The organism is Sphingomonas sp. Ell38C01 (genome assembly GCF_055231975.1).
This window is the reverse complement of sequence record NZ_JBUYVA010000001.1, coordinates 826,058-841,488: the sequence shown is the minus strand read 5'-3', so window position 1 is coordinate 841,488 and position 15,431 is coordinate 826,058. Positions and strand designations below refer to the sequence as shown.

14 protein-coding genes are annotated in these 15,431 nt (G+C 70.4%); 11 read left to right on the top strand and 3 right to left on the bottom strand.

The window, feature by feature from the left end; translation table 11 throughout:
* The first annotated feature begins 55 nt into the window (after positions 1–55).
* A complete protein-coding gene (locus ACV7NO_RS04025; RefSeq protein WP_463404733.1) occupies positions 56–670 on the top strand; it encodes a hypothetical protein in 615 nt (204 codons plus the stop codon).
* A 76-nt stretch (positions 671–746) separates the two neighbouring features.
* On the opposite strand, the gene ACV7NO_RS04020 is transcribed toward ACV7NO_RS04025, so the two are convergent.
* Both ACV7NO_RS04020 and ACV7NO_RS04015 read right to left on the bottom strand, forming a co-directional pair.
* Positions 747–2,084 carry an ABC1 kinase family protein gene (locus tag ACV7NO_RS04020; protein WP_463404732.1) on the bottom strand — a complete coding sequence of 446 codons (1,338 nt, stop codon included), beginning with the start codon at positions 2,082–2,084 and terminating at the stop codon, positions 747–749.
* A gap of 81 nt (positions 2,085–2,165) precedes the next feature.
* Complete coding sequence (locus ACV7NO_RS04015; protein ID WP_463407276.1) at positions 2,166–2,756, bottom strand: arylesterase; 591 nt, start codon at positions 2,754–2,756, stop codon at positions 2,166–2,168.
* A gap of 53 nt (positions 2,757–2,809) precedes the next feature.
* On the opposite strand from ACV7NO_RS04015, the gene ACV7NO_RS04010 reads away from it, so the two are divergent.
* A complete protein-coding gene (locus tag ACV7NO_RS04010; RefSeq protein WP_463404731.1) occupies positions 2,810–3,517 on the top strand; it encodes an ABC transporter ATP-binding protein in 708 nt (235 codons plus the stop codon).
* Complete coding sequence (locus tag ACV7NO_RS04005; protein ID WP_463404730.1) at positions 3,514–6,006, top strand: ABC transporter permease; 2,493 nt, start codon at positions 3,514–3,516, stop codon at positions 6,004–6,006. Before ACV7NO_RS04010 ends, ACV7NO_RS04005 begins: the two co-directional genes overlap by 4 nt.
* Before the next feature lie 19 nt (positions 6,007–6,025).
* Here ACV7NO_RS04005 and ACV7NO_RS04000 read toward each other — a convergent pair whose 3' ends face one another.
* Positions 6,026–8,926 (bottom strand): M16 family metallopeptidase, encoded by a 2,901-nt coding sequence (locus ACV7NO_RS04000; protein WP_463404729.1) that lies wholly within the window; start codon positions 8,924–8,926, stop codon positions 6,026–6,028.
* Positions 8,927–9,112: 186 nt separating this feature from the next.
* Between ACV7NO_RS04000 and ACV7NO_RS03995 the strand changes: the two genes are divergently transcribed.
* The 8 genes from ACV7NO_RS03995 to miaB all read left to right on the top strand — a co-directional run bounded on the left by ACV7NO_RS03995 (position 9,113) and on the right by miaB (position 15,422).
* Positions 9,113–9,982: an aspartyl/asparaginyl beta-hydroxylase domain-containing protein gene (locus tag ACV7NO_RS03995; protein WP_463404728.1), complete on the top strand. Its 870-nt coding sequence runs from the start codon at positions 9,113–9,115 to the stop codon at positions 9,980–9,982.
* Positions 9,983–10,061: 79 nt separating this feature from the next.
* The gene (locus tag ACV7NO_RS03990; protein WP_463404727.1) at positions 10,062–10,634 is read left to right on the top strand and encodes a NifU family protein; all 573 of its coding nucleotides are present in this window, start codon (positions 10,062–10,064) and stop codon (positions 10,632–10,634) included.
* A 52-nt stretch (positions 10,635–10,686) separates the two neighbouring features.
* On the top strand, positions 10,687–11,277 hold the full coding sequence (locus ACV7NO_RS03985; RefSeq protein ID WP_463404726.1) for a malonic semialdehyde reductase: 591 nt from the start codon (positions 10,687–10,689) through the stop codon (positions 11,275–11,277).
* A gap of 41 nt (positions 11,278–11,318) precedes the next feature.
* Positions 11,319–11,951: a tRNA (adenosine(37)-N6)-threonylcarbamoyltransferase complex dimerization subunit type 1 TsaB gene (gene tsaB, locus ACV7NO_RS03980; RefSeq protein WP_463404725.1), complete on the top strand. Its 633-nt coding sequence runs from the start codon at positions 11,319–11,321 to the stop codon at positions 11,949–11,951.
* Position 11,952: 1 nt separating this feature from the next.
* Positions 11,953–12,423 (top strand): ribosomal protein S18-alanine N-acetyltransferase, encoded by a 471-nt coding sequence (rimI, locus tag ACV7NO_RS03975; RefSeq protein WP_463404724.1) that lies wholly within the window; start codon positions 11,953–11,955, stop codon positions 12,421–12,423.
* Positions 12,424–12,512: 89 nt separating this feature from the next.
* A complete protein-coding gene (locus ACV7NO_RS03970) occupies positions 12,513–12,935 on the top strand; it encodes a Fur family transcriptional regulator (protein ID WP_463404723.1) in 423 nt (140 codons plus the stop codon).
* An 85-nt stretch (positions 12,936–13,020) separates the two neighbouring features.
* A complete protein-coding gene (locus ACV7NO_RS03965) occupies positions 13,021–13,725 on the top strand; it encodes a lysophospholipid acyltransferase family protein (RefSeq protein WP_463404722.1) in 705 nt (234 codons plus the stop codon).
* Positions 13,726–14,084: 359 nt separating this feature from the next.
* On the top strand, positions 14,085–15,422 hold the full coding sequence (gene miaB / locus ACV7NO_RS03960; protein WP_463404721.1) for a tRNA (N6-isopentenyl adenosine(37)-C2)-methylthiotransferase MiaB: 1,338 nt from the start codon (positions 14,085–14,087) through the stop codon (positions 15,420–15,422).
* The last annotated feature ends 9 nt before the right edge of the window (positions 15,423–15,431 follow it).

Below are 15,431 nucleotides of genomic sequence, written 5' to 3'. Positions count from 1 at the left end.
CCCCTCTCGCGTAAGCGCCGTCGCGCCGCTACGCTGAGCGCGAGGGGATGAGTCCATGAAGAAGCCGCAGACGGTGCCCAGGCTCATGGAGCTTGGCCGGGTCCAGCTGTCGAAATCGTTCTACCTGCGCGACTTCCTGTATTCCGAGATCGCGGCGATGCACGGTCTCGCCAACGTGCCCGACGATCCCGCGCTCGCGATCGCTGCGGGCACGCGACTGTGCGAGGACCTGCTCGAACCGTTGCAGGACGCCTTTGGCCGCCTGTCGATCCGCTCCGGTCTGCGCACCGCGGAGGTCAACGCGCTCGCGCACGCAAAGGGCTATGGCGCCGCCTCGAACGAGCGCAGCGCGGCGGGCCACATCTGGGACCAGCGCGATTACGGTGGCCAGATGGGCGCGACCGCGATGATCGTCGTCCCCGCCTTCGCCGCGCGCTTCACGGACGCGGACGACTGGAAGCGGCTCGCCTGGTGGATCCACGATCACCTGCCCTACGCCACCGTCGAGTTCTTTCCCGGCGAATGGGCATTCAACCTCCAGTGGCATGAAAAGCCGCTGCGGATGATCTACAGCCACGTCCCCGACGCGCGCGGCTATCTGACCAAGCCCGGCATGGACGGCTTCGACGCGGATCATTCGCGCGAATGGGCGGGGATCACGGAGCGCTGATTGCAAAATCGTCATCCATCTTTCGTCACCCCGGGGGAAGCTCGTCCCGGGACCGTCAGAGTTGCCCTGCCGCCCCTCACCCCAACCGCGCCGCGATCATTCCGCGCAGGTCCACCTTCGCCTTCAGCCGCGCCGCCAGCAGCGCGGTCCCGCTGATCTTGCGCTGGACGAACAGCGTCGCGACGGGCGGGATGTGCCACGTCGCCCGGTCCGCCGCCATCTCCGCCCCCTGCTCGCGCAGCACGCCGACGAATGCGCGGTCGCCGAAGTCGAACAGGTCCGCCCGATCGAGTTCGCCGACGATCACGTCGATCATCCGGTCGACCAGCGCGCGATGCTTCGCCACCGCCGCCTCGCCCAGGAACCCCGCCGCCAGCGCCGCGTCCCGCACCGCGTCGCGCTCCCCCGACAGCCCCGCGAGCAGCAGCCGCCGGTAATCCGCCGCGGTTTCCGGCGCGATCTCGCGCGCCGCGCCAAAGTCGAGCAGCACCAGCCGCCCCCTCCCCGTCCCTGCGTCCGCCTGCCAGCGATAGTTCGCGAAGTTCGGGTCGGTCTGCATCACACCCCAGTCGAACAGCTCGCGCAGCACCAGCCCCAGCAGCGCGGCGACGACGCGGTCGCGCTCCGCCTGCGGTGCCGCCTCCAGCGTCTCGATCGACGTGCCCGCGACATAGTCCATCGCCAGCACGCGATCGGTGGTGAAGTCGGCGTGGAGCGCGGGCACGACGAAGTCGGCATCGTCGCCCACCAGCGCGCGATACCGCGCCAGCATCGCGCCCTCGCGCCGATAGTCTGCCTCCTCGTGCAGTTGCCGCTTCGCCTCGGCAAGCAGCGGTGCGATGTCGAGCGTCGACGGCAACAGCCCCGACACGCGCAGCAGCGTCGCGACATTGTCGACATCGGCGTCGATGCTCTCCGCGACGCCGGGATACTGGACCTTGATCGCCAGCTCGCGCCCGTCCGGCGTCCGCGCGCGGTGGACCTGCCCGATCGAGGCGGCGGCGATCGGATGCGCCTGGAAATGCGCGAACCGCGCGCGCCACCCCGCCCCCCATTCCTTCGCGAGCACCTGATCCAACTGGCGCGGGGGCATGTGGTGCGCGCGGTCGCGCAGCCGCGCGAGGATCTGCGTCAGCTCGGGCGGCAGCATGTCGCCCGCGTCCATCGAGATCATCTGCCCCAGCTTCATCGCCGCGCCGCGCAGGTGCGACAGCTGGTCCGCGACGCGCGTGGCGTTGCCCGGCGTCAGCAGCAGCTGGCCCATGCTCGGCCGTTCCCCCGCCGCCAGCCGCCGCGCGCCCTCCGCGACCATTCCGCCTGCGACACCGCCCGCGAGTTTCCCGAACGCGCCGAACCGCGCCATCCGCCCGCTCGGCACCGCGCGCCCGCCGCCCTTGAACCCGTCATCCGCCATTCGCCGCTCCGTCCCGATCGGGTCGTTCCGATCGCGCCAACATGGCGACGGGGCAAACGCGATATAAGGCGTGCCGCCGGGTCAAAGAGCGCGTTTCACCGCCGGCAGGATCCGTCGCACGATCACCTCCACCCCCCGTGCATTGGGGTGCAGCCCGTCGCGCTGGATCAGCCCCCGCTGCCCCGCGACCCCGTCGAGGAAGAACGGATACAGCGGCACGCGGTGCTTGCGCGCCAGCTCGGGATACATCGCCTCGAACACACGCACATAGTCCGCGCCCATGTTCGGCGCGGCGCGCATGCCTGCGAACAGCACCGGAATTCGCCGTCGCCGCAGCTCCACGAGGATCGCATCGAGGTTCGCGCGCGCCTGCGCCACCGGCAGCCCGCGCAGCATGTCGTTCGCGCCCAGCTCGACGATCACCAGATCGGGTGCGATGCCCAGCCCGCGCAGCCCCCACCGCAACCGCGCCCGCGCCTGCGCCGCGGTGTCCCCCGCCACCCCGCCATTGCGCACCGTCGCCGCGATGCCGGAGCGCCGCAACGCCGCCTGCAACCGCGCGGTGAACCCCTGTGCGGGCGGCAGGCCATACCCTGCGGCAAGGCTGTCGCCGAACGCCCACACCACCGGCGCCCGCGGAGACGCGCTCGCAGATCCGCCGACGACGAGCATCAGCGCCAAGCATAAGTGGACAACGCAAGCCCGCAGTCCGTATCGCAATCCGGGTGACCAGCATTCCATCCCCCGTCGATAGCGCGCTGATCGAAGCGCGCAACGTCTCGCTGTCGCTCGGCCGTGCGCCGGCGCGCGTCGACATTCTCCGCGGCATCGACCTGACCGTCGCGGCCGGGGAGAGCGTGGCGCTGCTCGGCGCGTCGGGATCGGGCAAGTCGTCGCTGATGGCGGTGCTGTCGGGGCTCGAGCGCGCGAGCGGCGGCAGCGTCCATGTCGCGGGGCTCGATTTCACCGCGCTCGACGAGGATGCGCTGGCGATCGCGCGGCGCGGGCGGATCGGGATCGTGCTCCAGGCCTTCCATCTGCTGCCGACGATGACCGCGCGGGAGAACGTCGCGGTCCCGCTCGAACTCGCGGGCGCGCCGGACGCGTTCGCGCGCGCCGACGCGGAGCTCGCCGCGGTCGGCCTCGCGCATCGCGCGCACCATTATCCTGCGCAACTCTCGGGCGGCGAACAGCAACGCGTCGCGATCGCGCGGGCGCTGGTCGCCCGCCCCGCACTGCTCTTCGCGGACGAGCCGACCGGCAACCTCGACACCAGCACCGGCGCCACGATCATGGACCTGCTGTTCGCACGCCATGCCACCAGCGCAGCGACGCTGTTCGTCATCACGCACGACGCCGCGCTGGCGGCACGGTGCGGGCGGGTGATCGAGCTCGCCGACGGCCGCATCGTCGCCGACCGGCGCACAGCATGACCGTCGCATGGCGGCTGGCGCTGCGGGACCTCCGGCGCGGCGGACGCGGGCTGCTGCTGCTCGCGCTGTGCGTGTTCCTCGGCACCGCGGCGCTTGCCGGGATCGGCAGCCTGTCCGCCAGCATGATTGCGGCGCTCGATTCGCAGGGGCGTACGATGCTTGGCGGCGACGTCGAGATTCAGGTGTCGCAACGGCGCGCCACCATCGAGGAGAACGCCGCCTTCGCTGCCGCCGGGCGCCTGTCCGAAACCGTGACGATGCGCGCGATGGCCGATGCGCCGGGCCGGGCCCCCGTGCTCGTCAACCTGCGCGGCATCGACCCGGCCTGGCCGCTGGTCGGACGGCTGCGGCTTGCCCCCGGCGCGCTCGCCGCGCGACCGCACGGGAGCCAGGTCGCGATCGCCCCCGCGCTTGCGGATCGGCTGGGGATCGGGGTCGGAGACCGGCTCCGCATCGGCAGCGCGACGTTGCGCGTGATCGGCATCGTCGCGGAGGAACCGGATCGGCTGGGGGCCGGATTCTCGCTCGGCCCCACCGTGCTGGTCGACATGGCGGGGCTGGACGCCACGCGGCTGGTCCAGCCGGGCAGTCTCTACGAGGCGCGCTATCGCCTCGTCCTTTCCCACTCCGACGCCGCGAAGGCGACCGGCGACCGGCTCGTCCGGCGCTTCGCGGATGCGGGCTGGACCGCGCGGACGAGCGACCGCGCCGCGGGCGGGCTGCGCCGGTCGATCGACCAGCTCGGCCAGTTCCTTCTGCTCGTCGGGCTCGCCGCGCTGGCGATCGCGGGCGTCGGGGTGGGCAGCGGGGTCGCCGCCTACCTCACGGCCAAGACGCGGATCATCGCGACGCTCAAGGTGCTGGGCGCGCCCGCCGCGACCGTCGCGGCGATCTTCCTCGCGCAGCTCGGCGTGATCGTCGGCGGCGGAATCCTTGCCGGTGTCGCGCTCGGCGCGGCGGTGCCGTGGATCGTCGCGGGCGTCGCCGGCGACGCGTTGCCGGTCGCGCCGCGCCTTGCGCTCTACCCGGTGCCGCTCGCGACCGCGGCGGGGCTCGCGGCGCTGGTGACGCTGCTGTTCGCGCTGCCCGCGCTCGCCCGCGCACGACATGTCCCCGCGGCGACGCTGCTGCGCGACGCGGTGACGCCGCCGGCGCGCCCGTCGTGGCGGGTGATCGTCGCGATGGCGGCGCTGGTCGCGGCGATCGGCGCGCTCGCGGTGCTGACCGCATCGGATCGCACGCTGGCGCTGGGGTTCATGGCCTCGGTCGCGGCGCTGATCGTCGCGTTGTGGCTGATCGGCCTTTCGATCCGGTGGACGGCGGCGCGGGTGCCGCGGCCGCGCGCGCCGCTGTTCCGCCTCGCGATCGGCAACCTCCATCGGCCGGGCGCGCAGACCGACCGGCTGGTCGTCGCGCTGGGGCTGGGCTTCTCGCTGTTCGTCGCGCTCGCGGTGATCGACACCAGCCTGGCCGCGGAACTGTCCGGCGCCGCCCCGGCCAAGGCGCCCCGCTTTTTCGCGATCGACCTCCAGCCCGACGACGCGCCCCGCTTCCGCGCGGTCGTGCGTGCCGCCTCGCCCGGCGCGACGCTGGAGATGGTGCCATCGCTGCGCGGCTCGATCGTCGCGCTCAAGGGCGTGCGCGTCACGGACATGAAGACGCTGCCCGAAGGCGCGTGGATCTTGCGCGGGGACCGGACGCTTACCTGGTCCGCAGGCGTGCCGCCGCGCAACGCGGTCGTCGCCGGACGCTGGTGGCCCGCCGGCTATCGCGGGCCCCCGCTGGTGTCGCTGGAAGATCGCGCGGCGGAGGCGCTGGGGCTGAAGGTCGGCGACGCGATCACCGTCTCCGTCCTCGGCGTCGACGTGCCCGCGCGGATCGCGGCGCTCAGGAAGATCGACTGGGGCGGGCTGGGGCTCAACTTCGCGATCGTGTTCTCGCCCGGCTATATCGAGGAGGCGCCGCACAGCCTGCTCGCCAGCGTCTATTCCGCGCCCGCCCGCGACGGCGCGGTCGCGCGCGATCTCGCCGCCGCGCTACCCTCGGTCACGCTGGTACGCGTCGGCGACGTGATCGGGCAGATCGGGGCGGTGCTGGGACAGGTCGCGCTCGCGATCCGCGCCGCCGCGGCGGTGACGGTGGCGGCGGGGGTCGCGGTCCTCGTCGGCGCGGTCGCGGCGTCGTCGCGCACGCGGCGCTATGATGCGGTGATCCTGAAGCTGCTCGGGGGCTCGTCGCGCCAGGTGCTTGCGGCGCAGGCGATCGAATATGCGATCCTGTCGCTTCTGCTGGTGGCGGTCGCGCTGGCGATCGGCGCGGGCGCGGGCTGGTACGTGATCGTGCACGTGTTCGATCTGGCCTGGGCCCCCGACTGGGGCGTCGTCGCCGCGACGCTGGGGCTCGCGGTGATCGTCACGTCAGGCGTCGGCGTGCTCGGCAGCATTCCCGCCTTGCGCGCACGCCCGGCCACCGCGCTGCGCGACCTGTAAGCGTGATGACGGCGCGCGGTCAGCGCGCCGTCGTGGCCCCCGGCTTCGCCGCCCCCTTGGGCACCACCGCCATCGTCCAATCCTTGTCGGGCAGCAGATATTTCGCCGCGACCGCCTGCAACTGCGCCGGCGTGATCGAGGCGATGTCCTGCGGCATCGCGCGGGTGGCGTCGATCCGGCGCTGGTCGAACGTGCCGCCCGCCAGCTGGCCCAGCCAGAACTGGTTGCCGCTCGACACGCGCAGGATATACTGGCGCATCGGCAGCATCGTGCGCTGGAGTTCGTCGGCGTCGATCGGAGTCGACACCAGCTCGGCGGCGATCTCGCGGCTCAGCTTGAAGAACAGGTCGACCTTGTCGGGCGCCACCTGCCCGATCGCCATGATCCGTCCGCCACTGGCAAGCCCGGTCGGCCACTGGCTCTGCGCCGAGGGCGAATAGCTGGCACCAGCAACCGAGCGGAGCCGCTCGAACAGCCGGTCGCCGAAGATCGCCGCCAGCACATCGAGCCGACGCGCCTCGGACAGCCCGCCCGCGCCGCCCCCGGTCGGCCAGGCGATCACCGCCGCGGCCTGCGTATCGGGGCCTTCATGGGTGCGGATCACAGGCGTGGTCACGTGCGCGGGGAAGGTCACCGGCGGCGGGGTCGCGGTCGAGGCGGCGCGCGGCTTCAACGCGCCGAACGTCTTGCCCACCGCGGCGATCGCCTCGTCCGCGTTGACGTCGCCGAACACCGACACCTCGATCGGCCCGGTCCTGAGCAGCGGCTCCCAGAGCGCGCGGAACGCCTTGGGGTCGAGCCCCTCGACCTGCGCGCGCGTCGGCGTCGTCCAGCGCGGATCGCCGTTGTGGAGCAGCCCGTCGAGGTCGCGTGCCAGGATCCGGTCGGGCGAGGCGTCGAACCCGGCATAGCCCGCCAGCGTCACCGCCTTGGCGCGCGCCAGCGGCGCGGGATCCCAGGCGGGCGCGACCAGCTTGGCCGCCATCAGCCGCAGATTGTCCGCATAGTCGCCCGGCGTCGTGATCGCGCCCAGCGTGAACGCATCGTCGCCGATATCGAAGTCGAGCCCGATCCGCCGCCCCGTCGTCAGCCGGTCGAGATCGTCCTGGTCGAGCTTGCCGATCCCGCCGGGGACCAGCGCGATGTCTGCCGCCCAGGCGGGTGTCGGCCGGTCGGCGGGCAGCGCGTTGTAGCCGCCGCCGAACCGCGTGCGCAGATAGACGCGCCCCGTCTCCGACGTGTTGGCATAGAGCAGCATCCGCACGCCGTTGGCGAAGGTGATCTTCTCCATGCCGAGATCGGCAATGGGCTCGCGGCTGACGACCTTGCCCGGCGTGCCCAGTGCCGGCAGCTTCGAGAAATCCACCGGCCCGCGCGCCTTGCGCACCTGCGCGAGGCCCGTCACGTCGACCTTGAGTGCCGCGGCCAGCTTGGCGGCAACCCCCGGATCGGGCGCGCGGGTGTTGACGATCGCGCGCGTCGCGTCGCCCTTGAACACGCGATTGGTCGATTCGAGCATCGCAGACGGGGTGAACATCCCCGCCTCCTTCGCCTTGACGAGGATGTCGTACGAGGTCTGCGGCCCCGCCACCGTCTCGCGGATGTCGAGCGCGCTGACCATGTCGTCGGCCTGCTTGGCGCCCGCCTCGACGCGCGCGGTGTCGACCTCGTTCTTCATTGCCGCCGCGAACTCGGTGTACTCGCGGTCGATCTCGGCCTGCGTCGGCGCGGTGGTGGAGGCGTCGGCGATCGTCGCGCGCACGTCCTTCAGCGCGGCTTCCCAGTCGTCGCCCATCGGCAGGATGTTGACGAACGTGCCGTTCGCGGAACGCGAAACGTCGTCGAGGCTGACCGAGGCCTGCACGAAGCTGCCCCCCTGCCGCGCGCGCGTCTCCAGCCGGCGGTTGATGAGCCGGAGCGCGACCATGTCGACGAGCCGCTTCTGGTTGAAGATGATCGTGTCGTCGCGGTACACCCACGGGCGCAGCACCGCGGTCGCGACCAGCGGCGGGATCGCGGGTTCGGCGATCGTGCTCGTCGCGGGCTTCGTCGGATCGGGCTTGCCGAAATCGGGGTCGGCGGGCTCGGCGCCCTTGCCCTGCCAGGGCGCGAAGTTCTTGACGACCAGCCGCGCGACGACGTCGGGGTCCATGTCGCCCGAGATGATGACGACCGTCTTCGACGGGCGATACCAGCGATCGTGGAACGCCTGCACGCTGGCGGGGGTCGCCGCGTCGAGCGTCTTGATCGTGCCGATCGGCGAGCGGTTCGCGAGCGGCTGCCCCGCGAAGAACGTCTGGCGCAACGCATCGCCGAACCGCACCTGCGGCCCCGGCTGCTCGCGCTGCTCCGCCATCACCGCGGGCCGCTCGGACGTCAGCCCCGCGGTGGTGATCGCGGGCTCGGCCATCATGCCCGAGAAGATCTTGAGACTCTCGTCGAGCGTCGCCTCGGACGCGCTCGGCAGGTCGAGCTTGTAGACCGTCTGGGTCGGCGTGGTCGACGCGTTCGAATCGCTGCCGAAGGTCGCGCCGAAGCGCTGCCACACGCGCTTCGCCTCGCCGTCGGGCACGTACTTCGATCCGCGGAACGACAGATGCTCGATCAGGTGCGCATAGCCCTGCTCGCTGTCCTGCTCGTTGAGCGAGCCCGCGTCGATCCGCACGCGCACCGCGACCTGCCCCGGCGGCACGCCGTTCCTGCGGATCGCATAGCGCAGCCCGTTGGGCAGGCGCCCGAAATGCCACGCCGGATCGGGCGGGATGTCCGATCCCTTGAACAGCCAGGGCGCGGTATCGACCGCCACCTCCGGCGTCGCGGCAGGCGCGGGAGCGGCCTTCTGACCGACCGCGGGGATCGAGAGCGCCAGCAGGAGCGGGGCGGCGAGCGGCAGCCGGAGCGCGCGCGGAATGAACGACATGGGGAGCCATGTAGCGGCTTGTCCCGCGCTCCGCCAGCACCACCTGTGCCGTTGCGCGCCGCCCGCATATCCCCACCGATGCGCCATGATTTGGCCCCGGAGTGGCGATAGCTCGGTCGGCAACGGATCGCGGATCCGGCATGCGATCGCGTGTCGGCCGCGCTGCACAGGCCGACGGATACGACGATGACCACGACCATCCAGACTGTCACCCGGATCGGGACCGAAGCCGCTCAATTGCGGCGCAATTCGGGCGACGCCCCGTTGATGGTGCCCGATCTCAACGTGATCTCCGGCGCCCCGAAGGCGGGCGCGAAGATGGAGGCGGAGAAGGGCCGGCCGCTCATCATCACCATCGGCAAGCATCTGCGCGGCGTGTTCGACCGGCTGATCGCGTCGTCGTCGCTGGTGCCCAACGATCCCGTGCTCGATGTGCGCGACTTCGCGTGGACCCAGTGGCTGCGCGACGAGTGGCAGGCGATCCGCGACGAGGCTGTCGCGGTCGCGCTGCGCGGTCAGGCCGCGCCCAGCCTCGCGACGATCTCGCCCGACCACCGCTCGATCGCGGAAGTGAACAAGTGGCGGTCGTTCTTCCTGTGGGGCTATGGCTATCCGATCGAGGAGAACCTCGCGCGCTGCCCGAAGACGCAGGCGGTGGTCGAGGCGATCCCGGGGCTGAACAGCGCGTTCTTCTCGATCCTCGCGCCCGGCACGCACATCCCCGAGCATCGCGGCGTGACGAAGGGACTCATCACCTGCCATCTCGGCCTGATCGTACCGAAGGACGGCGACGTCCGCATGCGCGTCCACGACCGCATCGTGCGCTGGGCGGAGGGCGAGACGCTGGTGTTCGACGACACCTACCAGCACGAGGTGTGGAACGACACCGAGGGCACGCGAGTCGTGCTGCTGATCCAGTTCGAGCGTCCGCTGAAGAATCCCGGCCGGTGGTTCGCCGATTTCTTTCTCGGCTTCGTCCGCCGCTCCGCCTTCGTCCAGGAAGCGCGTGACAACATCAACAGCTGGAACGCCGCGGTGAAGCAGCTCGACGTGTGAGGCGTCGCTGCGCGGGCGGAAACGATTCCTTTCCGTCCGTGCGCTTGATCCCCGCCCTCGCGCGCGCCACATGACGGGCATGTTGATCGAAACTGAAACCACGCCCAACCCGGCGACGCTCAAGTTCCTCCCCGGCCGCACCGTGATGGACGCAGGGACGCGCGACTTCGCGACACCCGAGGAGGCGGAGGCCAGCCCGCTCGCCACTGCGTTGTTCGACCTCGGGGACGTGACCGGGGTGTTCTTCGGGCGCGATTTCGTCTCGGTCACCGCCGCGCCGGGCGTCGCGTGGCACGAGCTCAAGCCTGACGTGCTCGCGCTGCTCAACGACCATTTCACCGCGCAGATGCCGCTGTTCCACAAGCCGAGCGCCGATTTCGCGGTGCCGTCCGAAGACGAGGGGCTGACGGACGACCCTGCCGACGCGGAGATCGTCGCGCAGATCCGCGAGCTGATCGACACCCGCGTCCGCCCCGCGGTCGCCAACGACGGCGGCGACATCGTTTATCGCGGGTTCGACAAGGGCAAGGTGTTCCTCAAGATGCAGGGCGCGTGCGCCGGCTGTCCGTCGTCGTCGGCGACGCTCAAGAGCGGGATCGAGCAGCTGCTCAAGCATTATGTCCCCGAAGTGACCGAAGTCCGCGCTGTCTGAATCTGACCTGAATCCGACGCGCGCCCTTTCACTTTCTTTCCAGGATTCGCCCATGACGAAGCTCGACGACGCGTCGCTCGACCAGCTGTTCCGTACCGCGCGCACCTATAACGGCTATACCGACCAGCCCGTGGGCGAGGACGCGTTGCACGCGATCTGGGAGTTGATGAAGTGGGGGCCGACGTCGGCGAACCAGTTGCCCGCGCGGCTGATCTGGTGCGTCAGCGACGAGGCCAAGGCGAAGCTGGCCGAGGCGTGCTCCGCGCAGAACAAGCCGAAGGTGCTTGGCGCCCCCGTCACCGTCATCATCGGGATGGACACCAATTTCCACGAACACCTGCCCGAACTGTTCCCCCATACCGACGCCAAATCTTGGTTCGAGGGCAACGCGGCGCTGCGCGAGGCATCGGCGTTCCGCAATTCCTCGTTGCAGGGTGCCTATTTCATCGTCGCCGCGCGGGCGCTCGGGCTCGATACCGGGCCGATGTCGGGGTTCGACGCTGCGAAGGTCGACGCCGCCTTCTTCGCCGACACCCCCGCGGTGAAGACCAACTTCATCTCGACGCTGGGCCACGGCGATCCCGCGACGATCTTCGGCCGCTCGCCGCGACCGGGGTTCGAAAAGTTCAACCGCGTCGCCTGAACGCTTGACGCCGACCGTTCGCATGCGGAAGCGCTGACGGGGTGAGAACGCTCGTCATCGATACCGCCACCGCCGCCTGCTCGGTTGCCCTGTTCGAGGACGGCGCGGTCGTCGGCGAGCGCCATGCAGTGGTCGGGCGCGGACATGCCGAGCGGTTGATTCCGATGATCGCCGACCTGCCCGACGGCGGACGCGCCGGGCATATCCTGGTGGATGTCGGGCCGGGCAGCTTCACCGGGATTCGGGTCGGCATCGCCGCCGCGCGCGGTCTGGCGCTCGGCTGGGGGGCGAGCCTCGCGGGCTATTCGTCGCTGGCGCTGATCGCGATGGACCAGTTCCTCGTCGCCCAGAGCCCGGATCCCTTCGCCGTAGTTCTCGAAGGAGGACACGGCGAAGTCTTCATGCAGCGTTTCGCGGGACGCCCCGATTTCAGCGCGAGCGACGATTTCGCATCGCGAACGCCTCGCGACGCGATCGCGCGGCTCGGGTCGCTGAACGCGGTGGGAACGGGTATCGACCGGCTTGTCGACCTGCCTGCCGACCAGAGGGGTGCGGCCCTGCTTCCGTCGGCGGTTCTCGCGCTGTCGCTGCCCGAGGCGTATCGCACGCTTCCCCCGCGCCCGATCTACGGCCGCGCGCCCGATGCCCAGCTTCCCGTGGCGATTTCCGCCTGAGATGGCGACGCGGTCGATCGAACTGGCGACGGGCCATGTCGCCGACCTGCCCGAGGTCGACGCGGTGATGGCGCGCGCGTTCGACACGCGGTTCGGCGAGGCATGGACGCGCAGCCAGTGCCTGGGAGTGATGGCGATGCCCGGCGTCTGGCTGACGCTGGCGCGCGTCGAGGGGCGGACGGTGGGCTTCGCGCTGACCCGCGCGATCCTCGACGAGGCGGAGCTGTTGCTGCTCGCGGTCGCACCCGAAGCGCGACGCAAGGGCATCGGCGGTGCGTTGCTGCGCGGCGTCGTCTCCGAATGCCGCGGGCGCGACGTGGTCCGGCTTCACCTGGAGGTTCGAGCGGGCAACCCCGCGATCGCGCTCTACACGCAGGCCGGGTTCGCGCGGACGGGCGTGCGGCGCGGCTATTATCGCGGGCGCGGGGGCGAGGTGAACGACGCGCACAGCTACGCGCTCACGCTGGACTGACGCGCGCACGGTTGTTGCGAATCGGTATCGCTTTTCGCAGCAGCCATGACGCACTACATCGGGGTAACGAGCGAAACCGGGACCAAAGCATGGCGCGCAAGATCGATCTAGAAGCACTCTGCAACCAGAAGGGGCTGCGCATCACCGAGCAGCGCCGGGTGATCGCGCGCGTGCTGTCCGAGGCGGAGGATCATCCCGACGTCGAGAAGGTGTATGCGCGTGCTTCCGCGATCGATCCGGGCATCTCGATCGCGACCGTCTATCGCACCGTCCGGCTGTTCGAGGAGGCGGGCATCCTCGACCGCCACGATTTCGGCGACGGCCGCGCGCGCTACGAACCCTCGCCGGAGGCGCACCACGATCACCTGATCGACGTCGAGACGGGCAAGGTGATCGAGTTCGTCGATCCCGAACTCGAACTGCTCCAGAAGGCGATCGCGGAGAAGCTGGGCTTCCGGCTGGTCGACCACCGGATGGAATTGTACGGCGTCAGCCTGAGCCGCAAGGACTGACGGCGGACCACCCCGACGTGCCCCGCGACATTCTCGTCATCCCGACGAAGGCCGGGATGAAGGAAAACAGGCCAAGCACCGACCCATGCGGCTGATCCTCCGCCTGATTGCGCTGGTCCTGGCGCTCGTCGCCGCGCTTGCGATCCATGGCCTGTGGCGTCTCCTGCGCCTCCCCTCCCCCTGGCCGCGCCTGTTCCTCGGCCTCGTCGCGCGGATCGTCGGCGCGCGCGTCCGCGTCGTCGGCACGCCGCTCCGGCGCGACGTCGTGTTCGTCGCGAACCATCTCAGCTGGATCGACATCCTCCTGATCGCCGGGCAGACCGGCAGCGCGTTCGTCGCCAAGGCGGAGCTGCGCGGCGTCCCGCTGGTCGGCTGGCTGTGCACGCTCAACCGCACGATCTTCGTGACGCGCGAGGACCGCACCGCGATCGCGGACCAGATCGCGGCGCTGCGCGCGGCGCTGGCGGACGGCTGGCCGGTCACGCTGTTTCCCGAGGGCACGACGGGCGACGGCACCACCCTCCTCCCCTTCAAGGCCGCGCTGTTCGCCGCGCTCGACCCGCCCCCGCCGGGCGTACGCGTCCAGCCGGTGCGGATCGACTATGGCGACGCGACGGGAGAGCTTGCGTGGGTCGGCGACGAACACGGCGCGGATCATGCGAAGCGCGTCCTGCGAAGGCGCGGCACCTTCCGCCCCACGCTGCATTTCTGCGAGCCATTCGATCCGGGCGCGGTCGGCGGACGCAAAGCGATTGCGGCGGAAGCGCGGACGCGAATCGAGGGAGTTTGAAAGCGGGAAGCGCCCAAACCCGGACGTTCAAAGGTCGGCGCACGGTTCCCTATTGCGGCCGTTCAGTCAGACGGTATCGTCGGTCAGGTGACCGGCAAGGCAGACATTACGGCTCGGGTCGCAGCAATCGGATACACTCTCGTTATCGTCACAATGGTATGGTTTACCTTCGCATTTTTTGGATTTGACCTTGGAGATAATGTTAGCGGGTTGATCGCGGTCGCGCTGTTTGCGCTATCCCCAATCCCTGTCTGCATCCTATGCTTTCGAAGAGATTAGCTGACGTTTTGCCTTCCACCACAACCCGCGCAACACCCCCGCCTAGCGAAACGCCCGCCACTCCGCTAAGGCGCCGCCCCATGTCCGCGTCCCCGAAATCCGCCCCCAAGACCTTCGCCGTCAAGTCGTTCGGCTGCCAGATGAACGTCTATGACGGCGAGCGGATGGCCGAGCTGATGGCCGCCGACGGGCTCGTCCCAGCCGCCGAGGGCACCGACGCGGATCTCGTCGTGCTCAACACCTGCCACATCCGCGAGAAGGCAGCCGAGAAGGTCTATTCGGACATCGGCCGAATCCGCAAGGACGCCCTGCGAAAGGGCGGCAAGACGCCGATGATCGCGGTCGCGGGCTGTGTCGCGCAGGCGGAAGGCGAGGAGATCGTGCGCCGCGCGAAGGTCGACGTCGTCGTCGGTCCGCAGGCCTATCACAACCTGCCCCGCCTCGTCGCGCAGGCCGCGCGTGGCGAGGCGGCGCTCGATACCGACATGCCGCTGGCGTCCAAGTTCGACGCGCTCCCCGCGCGCCGCCGCGTCGGGCCCAGCGCGTTCCTGACGGTGCAGGAGGGGTGCGACAAGTTCTGCACCTATTGCGTCGTCCCCTATACCCGCGGCGCGGAGGTGAGCCGTCCGTTCGCCAAGATCGTCGACGAGGCGAAGGCGCTGGTCGACGCCGGCGCGCGTGAGATCACGCTGCTGGGGCAGAACGTCAACGCGTGGGTCGATCCCGACGGACGCGGGCTCGATCACCTGATCCGCGCGCTCGATCGGATCCCGGGCCTCGCGCGGATCCGCTACACGACCAGCCACCCCAACGACATGACGCAGGGACTGATCGACGCGCACCGCGACGTCGCATCGCTGATGCCGTTCCTCCACCTGCCAGTGCAGGCGGGGAGCGACCGCGTGCTGAAGGCCATGAACCGCAGCCACACCATCGACAGCTATCTGCGCGTGCTCGACCGCGTTCGCGGCGCACGCCCCGATATCGCGGTGTCGGGGGACTTCATCGTCGGCTTCCCCGGTGAGACCGACGCCGAGTTCGCCGAGACGCTGAAGCTGGTCGACGCGGTAGGCTATGCGCAGGCGTTCAGCTTCAAATATTCGCCGCGCCCCGGCACGCCCGCCGCGACGATGACGGACCAGGTGCCGCTCGCGGTGATGGACGAGCGGCTTCAACAGCTGCAGGCGGCGCTCGGCCGCGACCAGATCGCGTTCAACGCCGCGCGCGTCGGCCGGACCTGCGACGTGCTGATCGAACGCCGCGGCAAGCTGCCGGGGCAGATGCTCGGCAAGTCGCCCTGGCTGCAATCGGTCCACCTCCTCACCGACGCCGCGATCGGCGACGTGGTGACGGTGGACCTGACGAGCGCCGGGCCGGTGTCGATGGGCGGCGTCGAGCGGGTGAGCGTCGCGGCCTGACACCGCACC

What these genes read in the sequence shown, in the direction of transcription:
- ACV7NO_RS04005 (WP_463404730.1), top strand. Translation starts at nt 3,514, where the DNA reads ATGACCGTCGCATGGCGGCTGGCGCTGCGGGACCTCCGGCGCGGCGGA.
- ACV7NO_RS04000 (WP_463404729.1), bottom strand. Translation starts at nt 8,926, where the DNA reads ATGTCGTTCATTCCGCGCGCGCTCCGGCTGCCGCTCGCCGCCCCGCTC.
- miaB (WP_463404721.1), top strand. Translation starts at nt 14,085, where the DNA reads ATGTCCGCGTCCCCGAAATCCGCCCCCAAGACCTTCGCCGTCAAGTCG.
- ACV7NO_RS03990 (WP_463404727.1), top strand. Translation starts at nt 10,062, where the DNA reads ATGTTGATCGAAACTGAAACCACGCCCAACCCGGCGACGCTCAAGTTC.
- ACV7NO_RS03965 (WP_463404722.1), top strand. Translation starts at nt 13,021, where the DNA reads ATGCGGCTGATCCTCCGCCTGATTGCGCTGGTCCTGGCGCTCGTCGCC.
- ACV7NO_RS03985 (WP_463404726.1), top strand. Translation starts at nt 10,687, where the DNA reads ATGACGAAGCTCGACGACGCGTCGCTCGACCAGCTGTTCCGTACCGCG.
- ACV7NO_RS04015 (WP_463407276.1), bottom strand. Translation starts at nt 2,756, where the DNA reads ATGCTCGTCGTCGGCGGATCTGCGAGCGCGTCTCCGCGGGCGCCGGTG.
- ACV7NO_RS03970 (WP_463404723.1), top strand. Translation starts at nt 12,513, where the DNA reads ATGGCGCGCAAGATCGATCTAGAAGCACTCTGCAACCAGAAGGGGCTG.
- ACV7NO_RS04020 (WP_463404732.1), bottom strand. Translation starts at nt 2,084, where the DNA reads ATGGCGGATGACGGGTTCAAGGGCGGCGGGCGCGCGGTGCCGAGCGGG.
- ACV7NO_RS03995 (WP_463404728.1), top strand. Translation starts at nt 9,113, where the DNA reads ATGACCACGACCATCCAGACTGTCACCCGGATCGGGACCGAAGCCGCT.
- rimI (WP_463404724.1), top strand. Translation starts at nt 11,953, where the DNA reads ATGGCGACGCGGTCGATCGAACTGGCGACGGGCCATGTCGCCGACCTG.
- ACV7NO_RS04025 (WP_463404733.1), top strand. Translation starts at nt 56, where the DNA reads ATGAAGAAGCCGCAGACGGTGCCCAGGCTCATGGAGCTTGGCCGGGTC.